The 14,792-nt window shown below is 63.5% G+C and carries 15 protein-coding genes; 10 read left to right on the top strand and 5 right to left on the bottom strand.

Annotated features, from left to right (window positions below; all coding sequences use genetic code 11):
* Nucleotides 1-4 precede the first annotated feature (4 nt).
* The gene (gene cydX, locus GDR53_RS02715) at nucleotides 5-133 is read left to right on the top strand and encodes a cytochrome bd-I oxidase subunit CydX (RefSeq protein ID WP_193336578.1); all 129 of its coding nucleotides are present in this window, start codon (nucleotides 5-7) and stop codon (nucleotides 131-133) included.
* Nucleotides 134-399: 266 nt separating this feature from the next.
* A complete protein-coding gene (locus GDR53_RS02710) occupies nucleotides 400-546 on the top strand; it encodes a DUF1127 domain-containing protein (protein ID WP_193336577.1) in 147 nt (48 codons plus the stop codon).
* Nucleotides 547-803: 257 nt separating this feature from the next.
* Here the strand turns inward: GDR53_RS02710 and ybaK are convergent, their stop codons facing one another.
* Together ybaK and GDR53_RS02700 are read right to left on the bottom strand one after the other, a co-directional pair.
* Nucleotides 804-1,277: a Cys-tRNA(Pro) deacylase gene (gene ybaK, locus GDR53_RS02705; protein ID WP_193336576.1), complete on the bottom strand. Its 474-nt coding sequence runs from the start codon at nucleotides 1,275-1,277 to the stop codon at nucleotides 804-806.
* Nucleotides 1,278-1,388: 111 nt separating this feature from the next.
* A complete protein-coding gene (locus tag GDR53_RS02700) occupies nucleotides 1,389-1,586 on the bottom strand; it encodes a hypothetical protein (RefSeq protein WP_193336575.1) in 198 nt (65 codons plus the stop codon).
* 117 nt (nucleotides 1,587-1,703) lie between these two features.
* On the opposite strand from GDR53_RS02700, the gene GDR53_RS02695 reads away from it, so the two are divergent.
* Nucleotides 1,704-2,603: a LysR substrate-binding domain-containing protein gene (locus GDR53_RS02695; protein WP_193336574.1), complete on the top strand. Its 900-nt coding sequence runs from the start codon at nucleotides 1,704-1,706 to the stop codon at nucleotides 2,601-2,603.
* On the opposite strand, the gene GDR53_RS02690 is transcribed toward GDR53_RS02695, so the two are convergent.
* On the bottom strand, nucleotides 2,600-3,475 hold the full coding sequence (locus GDR53_RS02690; RefSeq protein ID WP_193336573.1) for a LysR family transcriptional regulator: 876 nt from the start codon (nucleotides 3,473-3,475) through the stop codon (nucleotides 2,600-2,602). The genes GDR53_RS02695 and GDR53_RS02690 overlap by 4 nt on opposite strands.
* Before the next feature lie 94 nt (nucleotides 3,476-3,569).
* Here GDR53_RS02690 and GDR53_RS02685 point away from each other — a divergent pair, with 94 nt between their 5' ends.
* Both GDR53_RS02685 and GDR53_RS02680 read left to right on the top strand, forming a co-directional pair.
* The gene (locus tag GDR53_RS02685) at nucleotides 3,570-5,066 is read left to right on the top strand and encodes a CoA-acylating methylmalonate-semialdehyde dehydrogenase (protein WP_193336572.1); all 1,497 of its coding nucleotides are present in this window, start codon (nucleotides 3,570-3,572) and stop codon (nucleotides 5,064-5,066) included.
* Between the two features lie 73 nt (nucleotides 5,067-5,139).
* Nucleotides 5,140-5,601: a DUF5680 domain-containing protein gene (locus GDR53_RS02680; RefSeq protein ID WP_193336571.1), complete on the top strand. Its 462-nt coding sequence runs from the start codon at nucleotides 5,140-5,142 to the stop codon at nucleotides 5,599-5,601.
* 54 nt (nucleotides 5,602-5,655) lie between these two features.
* Here the strand turns inward: GDR53_RS02680 and rhaI are convergent, their stop codons facing one another.
* Both rhaI and GDR53_RS02670 read right to left on the bottom strand, forming a co-directional pair.
* Nucleotides 5,656-6,945, bottom strand: coding sequence for an L-rhamnose catabolism isomerase (gene rhaI / locus GDR53_RS02675; RefSeq protein WP_193336570.1), 1,290 nt, complete (start codon nucleotides 6,943-6,945; stop codon nucleotides 5,656-5,658).
* A 10-nt stretch (nucleotides 6,946-6,955) separates the two neighbouring features.
* Entirely contained in the window at nucleotides 6,956-9,055 is a 2,100-nt protein-coding gene (locus tag GDR53_RS02670) for a bifunctional rhamnulose-1-phosphate aldolase/short-chain dehydrogenase (protein ID WP_193336569.1), read from the bottom strand.
* A 182-nt stretch (nucleotides 9,056-9,237) separates the two neighbouring features.
* Between GDR53_RS02670 and GDR53_RS02665 the strand changes: the two genes are divergently transcribed.
* The 5 genes from GDR53_RS02665 to GDR53_RS02645 all read left to right on the top strand — a co-directional run bounded on the left by GDR53_RS02665 (nucleotide 9,238) and on the right by GDR53_RS02645 (nucleotide 14,756).
* On the top strand, nucleotides 9,238-10,044 hold the full coding sequence (locus GDR53_RS02665) for a DeoR/GlpR family DNA-binding transcription regulator (RefSeq protein WP_193336568.1): 807 nt from the start codon (nucleotides 9,238-9,240) through the stop codon (nucleotides 10,042-10,044).
* A 40-nt stretch (nucleotides 10,045-10,084) separates the two neighbouring features.
* Nucleotides 10,085-11,071, top strand: a complete 987-nt coding sequence (rhaS, locus tag GDR53_RS02660) for a rhamnose ABC transporter substrate-binding protein (protein WP_193336567.1) — start codon at nucleotides 10,085-10,087, stop codon at nucleotides 11,069-11,071.
* Nucleotides 11,072-11,281: 210 nt separating this feature from the next.
* Complete coding sequence (locus GDR53_RS02655; RefSeq protein WP_193336566.1) at nucleotides 11,282-12,787, top strand: sugar ABC transporter ATP-binding protein; 1,506 nt, start codon at nucleotides 11,282-11,284, stop codon at nucleotides 12,785-12,787.
* Entirely contained in the window at nucleotides 12,784-13,761 is a 978-nt protein-coding gene (locus tag GDR53_RS02650; protein ID WP_193336565.1) for an ABC transporter permease, read from the top strand. The genes GDR53_RS02655 and GDR53_RS02650 overlap by 4 nt, the downstream gene beginning before the upstream one ends.
* On the top strand, nucleotides 13,758-14,756 hold the full coding sequence (locus GDR53_RS02645; protein ID WP_193336564.1) for an ABC transporter permease: 999 nt from the start codon (nucleotides 13,758-13,760) through the stop codon (nucleotides 14,754-14,756). The genes GDR53_RS02650 and GDR53_RS02645 overlap by 4 nt, the downstream gene beginning before the upstream one ends.
* Nucleotides 14,757-14,792: the final 36 nt, after the last annotated feature.

Here is a 14,792-nt window from a genome sequence, read left to right as displayed (position 1 = left end):
TGCTATGTGGTATTTCGCCTGGATTCTCGGCCTCGGACTGGCCTGCAGCTTCGCCATCCTCAACGCCATGTGGTTTGAAATGCGCGAAGACCGGCGGCTGGCCCGGGAAGCGGGGCAGCCCGCAAAGCGCTAGATGCATGGCTCTTGTCCAGATGGTCAAGAAAGCATGAACGGGGTCGCGCAAAGGCGCGGCCCCATTTTTGTTATGGACTGTCAGTATGTTACGGCCCAGATATTGCGCGAAACGCCCGCTGCGGCTGTTAACCCCTGCGGCGGGATCGTGACAGAACTGCCTGTTTTGTTTGCACGCAGTGCATAACGGATGTGCACAAAGACCATCTTCTAATCACGACCCCCTGACTATAGATATTGGACATCGAAAACGAAGGGGAACCGAAAATGAACATCCGCCAGAAAATCGCACAGTTTGCCCAGTACCAGCGCACCGTCCGCGAGCTCAACGCTCTCGACACCCGCCAGCTCAATGACCTGGGCATCACCAAGGGCGACATCAAGAACATCGCCAGCGGCAACTACGCTCGTTAATCGAGCCTGTCGCAAAAACTAGACTTGAGATGAAGGCGTCCACTTGGGCGCCTTTTGTCTGTCCGGCGGGTGCATCGATCTTCGGGCGATGATGGGCTGCAAATGCCGGTGGCCTGCGCTTCCGGTTCTCACGTACCTGAACGTACGCTCCGCTCCGGTTCTCGCCCCCCGGCATTTTCGCCTCATCATCATCCTCACCCGAAGCTCAATACACCCGTGGTGCCCGACAGGGCGCCGGCCAGGTCGGGGTTGTGGGCCTACCGGATCAGGTCCGCCGCCTTGCCACCCAGGGCCGCCAGGAGATCGTCCGGCTTCATGCGGATCTGCAGGCCGCGCTGCCCGCCATTGAGGAAGACTTCGTCTTCCAGCGTCGCCAGTTCCTCGATCGCCGTCGGCACGAGCTTTTTCTGCCCGAAGGGGCTGATCCCCCCCACCTTGTAGCCGGTCAGGCGTTCGGCATCCGCCGGCTTCATCATATGCGCCGACTTGCCGCCAAAGGCCGCGGCGAGCTTTTTCATGTTCACCTCCTCGTCGGAGGGCACCACCACGCAGACCGGCTTGCCATCGACCTCGGCCATCAGCGTCTTGAGCACGATGGACGGCGGCACGCCCATGGCCTCGGCCGCCTGCAGCCCGACACGGTCGGCATCGGGATCATAGTCATAGGTGGCGGTGGCAAAGGCAAAGCCGGCTTTGCTCAGGGCGATCGTGGCGGGCGTGGTCTTGGACATGGCTGCAGTTTTAGGGCAGGCGTCGGCGAAGGCAAGATGTGGCGCCGAACCGACAGTGGGAATCCTCTCCCGTGAACGGGAGAGGAAGTCGGCCCGTCCATCCGTGCCAGCCTAGCGGCCCCGCACCGAAAAGTGCTCCTCCACCAATCCGATGTCCCGGCGCAGATGTGGCGAGGTATGGATCAGGTCGATGGTGGTCTGGCGGCGGCGTCGCGAAGTGACATGCCGGCCCAACTGGTCAAGCAGGATAGAGAGGGCGGCAAGCAGGCGCGAACGGCGGGCATGGACAGGCTTTGTCAGTGTGATCATGGCCATGAACATCCTTATGCGGATGCCTCCTGTTGGCTTATGGTCATTGCAAAATGGCTGGAAAAGCGGGGATTTTCCAACTAAAGCTCAAGGGGTGGGCATAAGGAGATTTGATCCATGAGCGCACTGCCGCCGCTGACCGCGATACGCGCCTTCGAGGCCGTGGCCCGACACCTGAGCTTCACCAGGGCGGCCGCCGAGCTGGGCATGACCCAGGCCGCGGTGAGCTATCAGATCAAGATACTGGAGGAGCGTGTGGGGACGCCGCTCTTCCTGCGCCGCCCGCGCCAGATCGCTTTGAGCGAGACCGGCGCAAGGCTGGCGCCCGAGGTCAGCCGGGCCTTTGACCTGCTGCGCGCCAGCTTTGCCGAGACCGGCGAGCGGGCCGAGGGCATGCTGTCGCTGACGGTGACCAATACCTTTGCCACCGGCTGGCTGGCCAGCCAGATCGGCCAGTTCCAGCTCGGCCACCCCGATATCGCGGTCAAGATCGATACCAGCAATGTGCTGGTCGACTTCACCCAGGAGGAGTTCGACGCCGGCATAAGGGCCACGGGCCATATCCCGCCCGGGCTCATCGGCCATCCGCTGGCCAAGGTCGAATTCGCCCCCATGCTCAAGCCCAGCCTGATCGAGCGCTACGACATAAGAGAGCCGGCCGATCTGCTGCGCGTGCCGCAGATCTCGCCCGACGACCCCTGGCTGCCCGCCTGGCTGGAAATGGCCGGCGTGCCGGCCGCAGCGGCGGTGCAGAAGCCCTTTATCGGCCTCGGCTCGCAATATCTGGAATCGCGCGCCACCATTGCCGGCAGCGGCGTGGCCATGCTGACGCCGCTGTTCTACGCCGATGAAGTGGCGGCGGGGCTGCTGGCCCAGCCCTTCGACCGGGTCGGCTGGGTCGGGCATCACTACTATTTCGTCTATCCCGAAAGCCGCCGCAACTGGACCAAGATCAAGGCCTTCCGCGACTGGATCATTGACGCCACGGCGCCATTGCGGGCTTTGGAGCAGAGCTAGAAGATGGCCCGCTCGCGGTCCACGATCTCGGCGAGAAACTCGGCCACCAGCGCCACCCGGCGGACGGCGCGTAGATCCTCGTGCACCACCGTCCAGTAGCTGCGGGTCAGGCTATGGGCCGGCAGTACCGGCACCAGGTCGGGATCGCGCTGTGCCATGAAGGCATGCAGGATGCCGATGCCGGCCCCGGCGCGCACGGCCTCGGTCTGGCCCATGGCCGAAGAAATCGCCAGGCTTGAGCGCCAGCCGCGGAGGAATTCGCCGGTATAGTCGAGCGAGGCGGTAAACAGCAGGTCATCGACATAGCCGACCAGGGCATGATCGGCCAACGCCGCCAGTTCGGCGGGCATGCCCTGCGCGTCGAGATAGCTCTGCGCGGCATAGAGGCCGAGGCGGTAATCGGTGAGCTTGCGCGCCACCAGCCGGCCTTCGCGCGGGCGCTCCAGCGTGACGGCGATATCGGCCTCGCGGCGGGAGAGCGAAAAGGCGCGCGGCACCGGCACCAGTTCGACCCGCAGGCCCTTGTGGCGTGCGGTCAGTTCCCCGAGGCGCGGGGCGAGAAAGGCGACGCCGAAGCCGTCCGGCGCGCCGACCCGCACCGTACCCTCGATGCGGCTATCGGCCCCCGCCGACGCGCTCGCCGCCAGCATGGCGCTTTCCATCGCCTCGGCATGGACGAGAAAGCGCTCGCCGGCACCCGAGAGATCTGAGCCATTGGTCTTGCGGGTGAATAGCGTGCTGCCCAGCGCGGCTTCGAGCGCGCTGAGGCGCCTGGCGACAGTGGCATGGTTGAGGTTGAGCGCCTTGGCGGCGCCCAGGATCTGGCCATTGCGGGCCACGGCCAGAAAGATGCGGACGTCGTCCCAGTTCATCGAGCTATAATTCCTGCACAACCGATGCAAAATCTATCGCGTTGCGATGCGCAAAGTGTAGCGCCTAGTCTCCCCGGCAACAAGGGAGACCCGCATGCGCACCATTGGCCACTTCATCGACGGCACTGAGACCACCGGCAACAGCGCCGAATTCCAAGACGTGTTCAACCCGGCTACGGGCGAGGTGCAGGCGCGCGTGGCGCTGGCGACCAAGGCTGATCTCGATGCCGCCGTGGCCTCGGCCGCTGCAGCGCAGCCGAAATGGGCCGCCACCAATCCGCAGCGCCGCGCCCGGGTCTTCTTCAACTTCGTGGCGCTGATCAACCGCGACATGCACAAACTGGCCGAAATGCTCAGCGCCGAGCACGGCAAGACGGTGGAAGACGCCAAGGGCGATATCCTGCGCGGCCTCGAGGTTGCCGAATTCGCCGCCGGGGCGCCGCACCTGCTCAAGGGCGAGTTCACCGACGGGGCCGGGCCGGGCATCGACATGTATTCCATGCGCCAGCCGGTCGGCATCGGCGCCGGCATTACCCCGTTCAATTTCCCGGCCATGATCCCGCTCTGGATGCTCTCGCCCGCCATCGCCGCCGGCAATGCCTTCATCCTCAAACCATCCGAACGCGACCCCTCGGTGCCGGTCATGCTGGCCGAACTGGCCATCGAGGCCGGGCTGCCCAAGGGCATCCTCAATGTCGTGCATGGCGGCAAGGCCGTGGTCGATGGCATTCTCCACCACGACCAGATCGGCGCGGTCACTTTTGTCGGCTCCACCCCCATTGCCCGCTATGTCTATGCAACGGCGGCAGGCGAGGGCAAGCGCGTGCAGGCCTTTGGTGGCGCCAAGAACCACATGATCATCATGCCCGATGCCGACATGGACAAGGCCGCCGACGCGCTGATGGGCGCCGGCTATGGCTCGGCCGGCGAGCGCTGCATGGCGGTATCGGTGGCGGTCCCGGTGGGTGATGCCACGGCGGACCGACTGATCGCCGCGCTCAAGCCGCGCATCGACGCGCTCAAGGTAGGCCCGGCCACAGATCCGGCCAGCGAAATGGGCCCGGTGATCACCAAGGCCAGCCAGGAGCGCATCGCCGCCCTCGTCGAGAGTGGCCTGGCCCAGGGCGCGACGCTGGCGGTCGATGGTCGCGGCTTTACCCTCCAGGGCTATGAGAACGGCTATTTTGTCGGGCCATCGCTGTTCGACAATGTCACCGCCGAGATGGATATCTACAAGGAAGAAATCTTCGGGCCAGTGCTGAGCGTGGTGCGTGCCCAGACCTATGAAGCCGCGCTCAAGCTGACCATGGACAACCCCTATGGCAATGGCACGGCGATCTTCACCCGCGACGGCGACGCGGCGCGCGATTTCGCGGCGCGGGTCAATGTCGGCATGGTGGGCATCAATGTGCCGGTGCCGGTGCCGCTGGCCTATCACAGCTTCGGCGGCTGGAAGGCCAGCGCCTTCGGCGATCTCAACCAGCACGGCACCGACGCCATCCGCTTCTGGACCCGCACCAAGACGGTGACCGCCCGCTGGCCCAGCGGCATCAAGGACGGGGCGGAATTCCAGATGCCCACGATGAAGTAGGGGCTCTGGCCTGCTGACACAGCTTGACAGCGGCGCAGGCTAGATCGCCTCCAGCAACAGGCTGGGGGCGAAAATGACTATCGAGGAACTGACATCGATCATCGTAGCGGCCAAGGCGGCCACCTATATGGGGGGCGGCGCCAAGGCGGCGTCCTCGCGCCCGGGATCGCATGATCTGGGCTGGAGCCAGGGTCGCTGGCGCTATCTCGACAGCTATTTCGGCGGCACCGACTTCCTGGGGCAGGAAACCATCTGGCTGGACGACGCGCCGGTCTGGGCCATGAACTACTACGGCCATATCCTGCGGCCCGACCTGATCGACGGCCAGCGCGCTGGCGAGACCATCAAGGGCGCACTGTCGGCACTGTATGGCGAGGGGCGCTTCCTCGGCGGCTTCGACTGGACCGGGCCACATGGGCACTATGTGGACACCAGCACCGGCGACGCGCGCCACTTCCATGGCCGCGAAACCATCTCTGTGCAGGGCGAACAGGCCTATGCCCTCGACTATTTCGGCGGCCTGATCCGGCCATGACAAAGGCCCGGTGATTGCGCACCGGGCCTTTCGCTCTGGGAGGAGCGTTGGAAGCTAGACGATGCCGCCGGAGCCGCCTTCAACGGCGGGACGCACGGCGGCGACCTTGGCGCGATAGCCCGATGCGCGATAGCTGCCGAGCAGGTCGATGGCGCCGCCATGGTCATAGCGGGCCATGGCCAGGATCGGCTCGACATCGGTGCGATAGGCGAGGCGCAAAGCCTGGGTGGCGGCGAGGGCATCATTGCCCTGCTGCGCCGCAGCCAGTTCCTTGCGATCGACCAGCAGGGCCTGGGCATAGGCGCGCTGCACGTCCGAGGCCGACAGCATCAGCGACTCGATGGGGTCGGTGACGTTGTGCGACTGGTCGAGCATGTGGGCGGGATGGAAATTGGCATCCTTGCCCTCGATATCGACCAGTTCGTTGAACACCAGGAACAGGCGATAGGGGTCGATGGCGCCGGCATCGAGATCGTCGTCGCCATATTTGCTGTCGTTGAAGTGGAAGCCGCCCAGCTTGCCGAACTGGGCCAGCCGGCTGACGATCATCTCGATATTGACGTTGGGCGCGTGGTGGCCGAGATCGACCAGGCAGAATGCCTTGTCGCCCAGTTCCTTGGCGATGAGGTAATTGGTGCCCCAGTCCTGCACGACGGTGGAATAGAAGGCCGGCTCGTACATCTTGTGTTCAGTATAGATGCGCCAGTCATCGGGCAGGGCGGCATAGACCGCCTTCATCGAGTCGAGATAGTGGCCGAACTGGTCGGCGAAATTGACCTGGCCGGGGAAGTTCGAGCCATCGCCGATCCAGACGGTGAGGGCCTTCGAACCCAGCGTCTGGCCGATCTCGATACATTCGATATTGTGCTCGATGGCTTGGCTGCGGGTGCCGGCATCGGCATGGCTGAGCGAGCCGAACTTGTAGCTCTGCAACTGGCCGCGCGCGTCCGAAAAGGTGTTGGAATTCATCGCGTCAAAGCCGAGGCTGAACCGGCTGGCCGCCTGCTTGAGGCGGTTGGGATCGGCTTTGTCCCAGGGGATATGCAGCGAGACCGTATTGGTCGCCTGCGTCAACTGGGCGATGACGGCGCAGTCCTCGATCTTGTCGAAAATGTCGCGCGGCTCGCCCAGGCCCGGAAAGCGGGCAAAGCGGGTGCCGCCGGTGCCGACGCCCCAGGAGGGAACGGCGACGTTGAAGCCGGCCACCTTGGCCTTGATGGCGTCGATGTCGACGCCGCGCCGGTCGAGGCGTTCGCCCAGCGTGTCGTAATCGACATTGAGATCGGCAATGCGCTTGGCATTTTCCGCCTCGACGACGGACGCGTCGATGATGTGTTCGGTCATCGCTTGATCCTTACCGCGTGAACGACTGGGCATTGCCCGCGTCGACATTGATGATATTGCCGGTCGACTTGGCCGAGGCGTCCGAGGCGAAGAAGTAGATGGCTTCGGCGATATCCTCGGGGAAGACGCTGCGCTTGAGCAGCGAGCGCTCGCGATACATTTCCTCAAGGCCATCCTTGTCGGTCTTGTAGGTCGAGGCGCGCTGCTCGAGCCATTCGCCGGCCCAGATCTTGGAGCCGCGCAGCACGGCGTCCGGATTGACCACGTTGACGCGGATCTGCTCGCCGGCGCCTTCGAGGGCGAGGCATCGAGCGAGATGGATCTCGGCGGCCTTGGCGGTGCAATAGGCCGAGGCATTGGGCGAAGCGGCCAGACCGTTCTTGGAGGCGACGAAGACGACATTGCCGCCGATTTTCTGGCTGCGGAACAGGCGGAAGGCTTCGCGGGACACAAGGAAATACCCGGTGCTGAGGATGTCCATGTTCTTGTTCCACAGCTCGAGCGTCGTCTCCTCGATCGGCGCCGAAGAGGCGAGACCGGCATTGGAGACGAGGATATCGAGGCCGCCGAATTCGACCACGGCATGGGCAAAGCCGGCAATAACGGCCTCTTCCCTGGTGACATTGACGATGACGGGGCGGACGAAGTCCTTGCCGAAGGCGCCGGCGAGCTCGTCATTGGCCGCGGCCAGAGCCGTCTCGTCGATATCGGCCAGCACGACGCAGGCACCTTCACGCAAGAGGCGCACGGCCGTGGCCTTGCCGATGCCGCCGGCGCCGCCGGTGACGAGAGCAATCTTGCCGGCCAGCGATTTGGGCTTGGGCATGCGGCTCAGCTTGGCCTCTTCGAGCAGCCAGTATTCGATGTCGAAGGCTTCCTGCTCGGGCAGGCCGACATAGGTGGAAACGGTCGAGGCGCCGCGCATCACATTGATGGCGTTGACATAGAACTCGCCCGAAATGCGGGCGGTGGCCTTGTCCTTGGCGAAGGTGAACATGCCGACGCCCGGCATCAGATAGACCACGGCATTGGGATCGCGCACGGCGGGCGAATTGTCATGCTTGCAGCGGTCGTAATAGGCCTGGTAGTCGGCGCGATAGCCGGCGATGTCGGCGGGAATTTTGGCGAGAACGGCGTCGATATCGGGATTGGCCGGATCGAAGTCGATCACCAGCGGGCGGATCTTGGTGCGCAGGAAGTGGTCGGGGCAGGAGGTGCCCAGAGCGGCCAGCGGGCGCAGATCATTGGAATTGACGAATTCCAGCACGGCAGCCGAGTCATCGAAATGGCCCAGCTTGTGGCTGTCTTCGGAAATCAGGCCGCGGATTTTCGGCATCAGCTTGGCGGCGATGGCACGGCGCTGCTCGGCGGGCAGGGCCTTGACGGCCTCGCCACCAAAGATGGTCTTGCCTTCCGTCTGGCCTTCAAACCATTCGATGGCCTGGTTGATGATGGCAAGCGTGGTTTCGTAGCACTCCTTGGGCGTATCGCCCCAGGTGAAGAGGCCATGGCTTTCGAGGATCAGGCCCTTGGCATTGGGGTTCTCTTCGCAATACTTGCCCAGCCACAGGCCCAGCTCGAAGCCGGGCTTCTTCCAGGGCAGCCAGCCAATGCTGTCGCCGAAGATCTGCTGGGTAAGTTCTTTCGAATTGACCGATGCAGCGATGGCGATGATCGCGTCGGGATGCATGTGGTCCACATAGGCGTGGTTCACATATGCATGCAGCGGCGTGTCGATCGAGGCGGCGCGCGGATTGAGGTTGAACGTGGCGTGCGGCAGGTAGCCGACCATCTCGTCTTCGAATTCGACGCCGCGATAGAGGCCCTTCAGGGCGCGCAGCTTGTCCATATAGAGGGTGGAAAAGCCATCGAGCTTGATCGAGGCGCTGTCGCCGCCCGAACCCTTGACCCACAGCACTTCCACGGTTTCGCCGGTCAGCGGGTCCTTCTGCATGATCTTGGAGGAGGTATTGCCGCCACCGTAATTGGTGACGCGCTTGTCTGATCCCAGCAGGTTTGAGCGATAGACGAGACGTTCCGGCTCGCTCATGGCGGCGGCCGTGGCGTCGTCCCAGAGGTTGGCGAGGCGCTTGGGCGCGGAAGTGGACATGAGACTCCTCCCAGAGGGTAGCGGTTATGAATATTGCCCGGACATGGCCACGATCGCGCCAAGCTGTCAATCAGAAACGATCATAAGCAAGCATGAGCGACTGACATGTTTCGAAGTTGACGGTTTGATGATTGACACTGATTGAAATGGATGAGTAGTAATGCGCCAGGAGGATGGCTGCCTTGCACGAAACCGAACGCCACAGAGTGATCATTGCAGCCGTCCAGACGCGTCCCGTCGTGACGGTGGCGGACATCTGCGAGGTCACGGGCTCGTCCGAGGCGACCATCAGGCGTGACATTGCCGCGCTCGACCTGCGCGGCGAAGTGCGGCGGGTGCGCGGCGGCGCCGAAGCCATCAACCCGCCCGAGCAGTCGGCACTAATGGGGCGGCCGTTCTCGGTCAACGAGACCATCAATATCGAGCAGAAGCGCGCCATTGCCCGGGCCGCGGCCGAGCTCTGCGCCGATGGCGAGCCGATCATCATCAATGGCGGCACGACCACCTACCAGATGGTGCATTTCCTGACCTCGCGGCGCTTGTCGGTCTTCACCAACAGCTTCGCCATCGCCGAATATCTCATTCACAATTCGCGCAATTCGGTCGTCATTCCGGGCGGCACGGTCTATCGCGAGCAGAATGTCATCCTCTCGCCCTTTGGCGGCGTGGTGGCATCGCATTTTTATGCCAAGCGCATGTTCATCGGCTGCCAGGGCATCGGCGCGCACGGACTGATGGAGGCCGACCCAATGGTCGTCCAGTCTGAGCTCGGCCTGATCGGCCAGGCCGACGAGCTGATCGTGCTGGCGGACTCATCCAAGTTTTCGGGCAGATCGAGCCTCATTCTGTGTGGCCTCGACCGAATAGCCGCCGTCGTCACCGACGCCGGCATCCGCGACGAAGACCGACAAATGCTGGAAACGGCAGGCGTGCGGCTCATCGTGGCGGAGACGACTGCTCAGGCCGACCGACAAGCCTTCGTGGCCTGAGACAACAAGACGAAAAACCATCCCAGGGAGGGACTACCTTATGAAACTCTTGAAAATCCTGGCGGCAAGCACCGCCATCGCCGCTCTGCTGGCCAGCCCGGCCTTCGCCCAGACCCGCATCGCGCTGGTCGTCAAGTCGCTCGGCAACGGCTTCTTCGACGCCGCCAACAAGGGCGCCCAGGAAGCGGCCGCCGAACTGGGTGACGTCGAAGTCATCTATACCGGCCCGACCGCCGCCACGGCTGAAGCCCAGATCGAAGTGATCAATGCGCTGATCGCCCAGCAGGTCGACGCCATTGCCATTTCGGCAAATGATCCGGACGCCCTGGTGCCCGCTTTGCAGAAGGCCATGGAACGCGGCATCAAGGTGATCAGCTGGGATTCGGGCGTTGCGCCTGAAGGCCGTCAGCTGCACCTCAACCCGTCGGAAACCAACCTGATCGGCGAGACCATCATCAAGCTGGCTGCCGATTACCTGCCAGACGGCGGCGATGTCGCCATCCTGTCGGCTGCCTCCACCGCGACCAACCAGAATGCCTGGATCGAAGCCGCCAAGGCCGCACTGCCCGAGAAGTTCGCCAATATCAACCTCGTCGCCGTGGTCTATGGCGACGATGACTCGGTCAAGTCGACCGACGAAGCCAAGGGCCTGATCGCCTCCTATCCCGACCTCAAGGCCATCATTGCCCCGACCACCGTCGGCGTCGTGGCGGCAGCCCAGGTCGTGACCGACCAGAACCTGATCGGCAAGATCAACGTGACCGGCCTGGCTTTGCCAAGCGAGTTCAAGCAGTTCATCGACAATGGCGCAAGCCAGGCCGTGGCGCTGTGGAACCCGATCGATCTGGGCTACTCGGCCGTGATGCTGGCCAATGACCTGGTCGAGGGCGCCGAAGCCGGTCCCGGCGCAACCCTCTCGATGGGTCGCATGGGCGATCTGACCCTTGACGACACCAGCTCGGGCGCCATGGCGGCACCCTTCACCTTCGACAAGTCCAACATCGAAGAGTTCTCCAAGATCTACTAGGCGCTCGCCCTATTCTTCTCCCCATCGGGGAGAAGGTGGCGCGCAGCGCCGGATGAGGGGGAGGGGTGGCTCACCCAGGTTATTGGGCAAGCCAGACCTCCCCCTCACCCGTCTCGGCCTGCGGCCGATCCACCCTCTCCCCGATGGGGAGAGGAACAAGGCCACCTCCACCCTCAATGCTGGCTTTGGGGGTATTGCGAGACCAAACTTATGACCGACCCCATCCTGACGCTGACCGGCATCACCAAGAGTTTCCCCGGCGTCAAAGCCCTCAATGACGTGTCGCTGGAGCTCTATGCCGGGCAGGTCACCGCGCTGATCGGCGAGAACGGGGCGGGCAAGTCGACTTTGGTCAAGACGCTGACCGGCATCTACCAGCCCGACGCCGGCGAAATCCGCGTGGCTGGCGAGCTCGTGACCCTGCCGACTGCCCATTCGGCTTCCGCCGTCGGCATTACCGCCATCCATCAGGAAACCGTGCTGTTCGACGAGATGACGGTCGCCGAAAACATCTATCTCGGCCACGCGCCGCGCAATCGCTTCGGCCTGATCGACTGGCGCAAGATCCGGGCCGAGGCGCGCGAGACGCTCGACGCCATGGGTGCCGGCATCGGCCCCGATATCAAGCTCAAGGAACTGGGCATTGCCAAAAAGCACCTGGTGGCCGTGGCCAGGGCGCTCTCCATCGATGCCCGCGTGGTCATCATGGATGAGCCGACCGCCGCGCTCAGCCAGAAGGAAATCGAGGAGCTCTATGTGCTCATCGAACTGCTCAAGGAAGACGGCAAGGCGATCCTGTTCATCAGCCACAAGTTCGACGAGATCTACCGCATCGCCGACCGCTTCACCGTGTTCCGCGATGGCGAACAGGTCGGCAAGGGCATGATCAAGAACACCAGCCAGTCCGAGATCGTCCAGCTCATGGTCGGCCGCCCGGTCGAAGGCATTTTCCCGGCCCGCCAGGCGCAGATCGGCGACGTCGTGCTGGAGGCCAGGGGCCTGAGCCATCCGACTGAATTCGACGACATCTCCTTTGCCGTGCGCAAGGGCGAGATCCTGGGCTTTTATGGCCTGGTCGGGGCCGGGCGCAGCGAGGTCATGCAGGCCGTGTTCGGCCTGACCCAGCCCAGTGCGGGCAGCCTGGTGCTCGATGGCCAGACCATCACCCCGCGCTCGCCGGCCGATGCGGTCGAGGCCGGCATCGTCTATGTGCCCGAAGAGCGCGGCAAGCAGGGCGTCATTACCGGCGAACCCATCTTCAAGAATGTCTCGCTGCCCTCGCTGGGCAAGACCTCCAAATCGGGTTTCCTGCGGATGGCCGAGGAATTCGCGCTCGCCCGCACCTACACCGAGCGGCTCGACCTGCGCGCCTCCTCGCTGAGCCAGAATGTCTCGACCCTGTCGGGTGGCAACCAGCAGAAGGTGGTGATCGCCAAATGGCTGGCAACGCTGCCCAAGGTGATCATTCTCGACGAACCCACCAAGGGCATCGATATCGGCTCCAAGGCGGCGGTGCATGAATTCATGGCCGAGCTGGTGGCCCAGGGCCTTTCCGTCATCATGGTCTCCTCCGAACTGCCGGAGGTACTGGGCATGAGCGACCGCATCGTCGTCATGCGTGAGGGCCGCATGGTCGACACCATCGACAATAAAGGGCTCAAGCCCGAAACGCTGGTGCGCCTGGCTGCCGGTATCCTCGAGGAGCAGGCGGCATGAAAAACCTGATCAAGCAGCGCGAAACCTGGCTGGCTTTGGCGATCCTGCTGGTCATCGTGCTGGTCACGCTGCGCTTTTCTCGCTTTTCCCAGCCCGCCAACCTGCTGACCATTTTCAATGACACCTCGATCCTGATGATGCTGGCGCTGGGGCAGATGGCGGTGATCCTCACCCGCTCGATCGACCTCTCCATGGCGTCCAACCTGGCGCTGACCGGCATGATCGTGGCCATGCTCAACGCCGCCTTTCCCGGCGTGCCGATCCCGCTGCTGCTCGGCCTCAGTGTTGTCATCGGCGCGGGTCTGGGCGCCTTCAACGGCGTGCTGGTGTGGAAGCTCAATATTCCGCCCATCGTCGTGACCCTGGGCACGCTGACCATTTTCCGCGGCCTGGTCTTTGTCATTTCCGGCGGCGCCTGGGTCAATGCGGCCCAGATGAGCCCCGATTTCATCGCCTTGCAGCGCGGCGTGTTTCTCGGCCTGCCGGTGCTGAGCTGGTTTGCCATCGTGGTGGCGGCTTTGTTCTATGTGCTGATGACGCGCACGCCGCTGGGGCGCTCGCTCTACGCCATCGGCGTCAACCCGACAGCCTCGGTCTATACCGGCATCGATGTCGGCAAGACCAAGTTCTATGCCTTTGTCATTGCCGGCGCGGTGGCCGGCCTCTGCGGTTATCTCTGGATTTCGCGCTATGTCATCGCCTCGACCGAAGTGGCCGGCGGCTATGAGCTGACCATCATCGCGGCCTGCGTCATCGGCGGCGTCTCGATTGCCGGCGGCATTGGCAGCGTGGCCGGTGTGCTGCTCGGCGCGCTCTTCCTCGGCGTCATCAACAACGCTTTGCCGGTGATCAATATCAGCCCGTTCTGGCAGATGGCGATCTCCGGCTCGGCCATCCTGCTGGCCGTGGTGCTCAATGCGCGCGGCGAAGCCAGCAAGGGGCGGATCATTCTCAAGAAGGCGGAAGCTGCATGACCGATAGTTCCTCGACCGGCCGCCAGCTGCCCGATCGCCTCGACAATCCGCTCAAGTCAGCCGTGCTGAGCTGGGAGAGCCTGCTTGTCCTCGTGGCGGTGGCGATCTTTATCGCCAATTCCTTTGCCTCGCCCTATTTCCTCAATGCCTGGAGCCTCTCTGATCTCACCTTCAACTTCACCGAAAAGGCGCTGATCGCGCTGGCCATGGCGCTGCTGATCATTTCGGGCGAAATCGACCTGTCGGTCGCCGCGATCATCTCGCTGGCCTCCACCCTGATGGGCCTGGCGCTGCAATATGGCGCCGATACGCCCGTGCTGGTGGCCATCGGCGTCGGTGCCGGCCTGCTGTGCGGCGCCTTCAATGGCCTGCTGGTCACCAGGCTCAAGCTGCCCTCGATCGTGGTCACCATCGGCACGATGAGCCTGTTCCGTGGCATCAGCTTCATCATCCTGGGCGACCAGAGCTTCAAGGGCTATCCGCCGAGCTTTGCCTGGTTCGGCCAGGGCTATGTGTTCTGGGTGATCTCGTTCGAACTGGTGCTGTTTGCCTTTTTTGCCGTGCTCTACTGGGTGCTGCTGCACCGTACCAATTTCGGCCGGCGGGTCTTTGCCATCGGCAATAATGATGTCGCCGCGCAGTTTTCCGGCGTGCGGGTCGACAATATCAAGTTCATCCTGTTCTGCCTCACCGGCCTGATGAGCGGCATTGCCGCCGTGCTGCTGACGGCGCGGCTGGGCTCGACCCGGCCGTCCATTGCCGAGGGCTGGGAACTCGAGGCCATCACCATGGTGGTGCTGGGCGGCGTCTCCATCCTGGGCGGCGCCGGCTCGATCATCGGCGTGGTACTGGCAGCGCTGATCATGGGGCTGGTGACCTTTGGCCTGGGCCTGCTCAATGTGCCCGGCATCGTCATGTCGATCTTTATCGGGGGCCTGCTGATCGTGGTGATCGCGCTGCCCATCCTGTTCCGCATGTGGAGGCAGCGCACGTGATCATTTCCGATGGTGGCTACGAAAAGCATGCCTTCA

Origin of the sequence: Devosia beringensis, assembly GCF_014926585.1 — a bacterium.
GTDB classification, from domain to species: domain Bacteria; phylum Pseudomonadota; class Alphaproteobacteria; order Rhizobiales; family Devosiaceae; genus Devosia; species Devosia beringensis.
The sequence above is the reverse complement of the archived record's forward strand: the minus strand, read 5'-3'. Positions and strand labels throughout refer to the sequence as shown.

Bases quoted from the DNA above. Each gene is read 5' to 3' on its own strand.
- ybaK (WP_193336576.1), bottom strand. From the start codon at position 1,277: ATGTCCAAGACCACGCCCGCCACGATCGCCCTGAGCAAAGCCGGCTTT.
- GDR53_RS02710 (WP_193336577.1), top strand. From the start codon at position 400: ATGAACATCCGCCAGAAAATCGCACAGTTTGCCCAGTACCAGCGCACC.
- GDR53_RS02650 (WP_193336565.1), top strand. From the start codon at position 12,784: ATGAAAAACCTGATCAAGCAGCGCGAAACCTGGCTGGCTTTGGCGATC.
- GDR53_RS02680 (WP_193336571.1), top strand. From the start codon at position 5,140: ATGACTATCGAGGAACTGACATCGATCATCGTAGCGGCCAAGGCGGCC.
- rhaI (WP_193336570.1), bottom strand. From the start codon at position 6,945: ATGACCGAACACATCATCGACGCGTCCGTCGTCGAGGCGGAAAATGCC.
- GDR53_RS02655 (WP_193336566.1), top strand. From the start codon at position 11,282: ATGACCGACCCCATCCTGACGCTGACCGGCATCACCAAGAGTTTCCCC.
- GDR53_RS02695 (WP_193336574.1), top strand. From the start codon at position 1,704: ATGAGCGCACTGCCGCCGCTGACCGCGATACGCGCCTTCGAGGCCGTG.
- GDR53_RS02670 (WP_193336569.1), bottom strand. From the start codon at position 9,055: ATGTCCACTTCCGCGCCCAAGCGCCTCGCCAACCTCTGGGACGACGCC.
- GDR53_RS02700 (WP_193336575.1), bottom strand. From the start codon at position 1,586: ATGATCACACTGACAAAGCCTGTCCATGCCCGCCGTTCGCGCCTGCTT.
- GDR53_RS02645 (WP_193336564.1), top strand. From the start codon at position 13,758: ATGACCGATAGTTCCTCGACCGGCCGCCAGCTGCCCGATCGCCTCGAC.
- cydX (WP_193336578.1), top strand. From the start codon at position 5: ATGTGGTATTTCGCCTGGATTCTCGGCCTCGGACTGGCCTGCAGCTTC.
- rhaS (WP_193336567.1), top strand. From the start codon at position 10,085: ATGAAACTCTTGAAAATCCTGGCGGCAAGCACCGCCATCGCCGCTCTG.
- GDR53_RS02685 (WP_193336572.1), top strand. From the start codon at position 3,570: ATGCGCACCATTGGCCACTTCATCGACGGCACTGAGACCACCGGCAAC.
- GDR53_RS02690 (WP_193336573.1), bottom strand. From the start codon at position 3,475: ATGAACTGGGACGACGTCCGCATCTTTCTGGCCGTGGCCCGCAATGGC.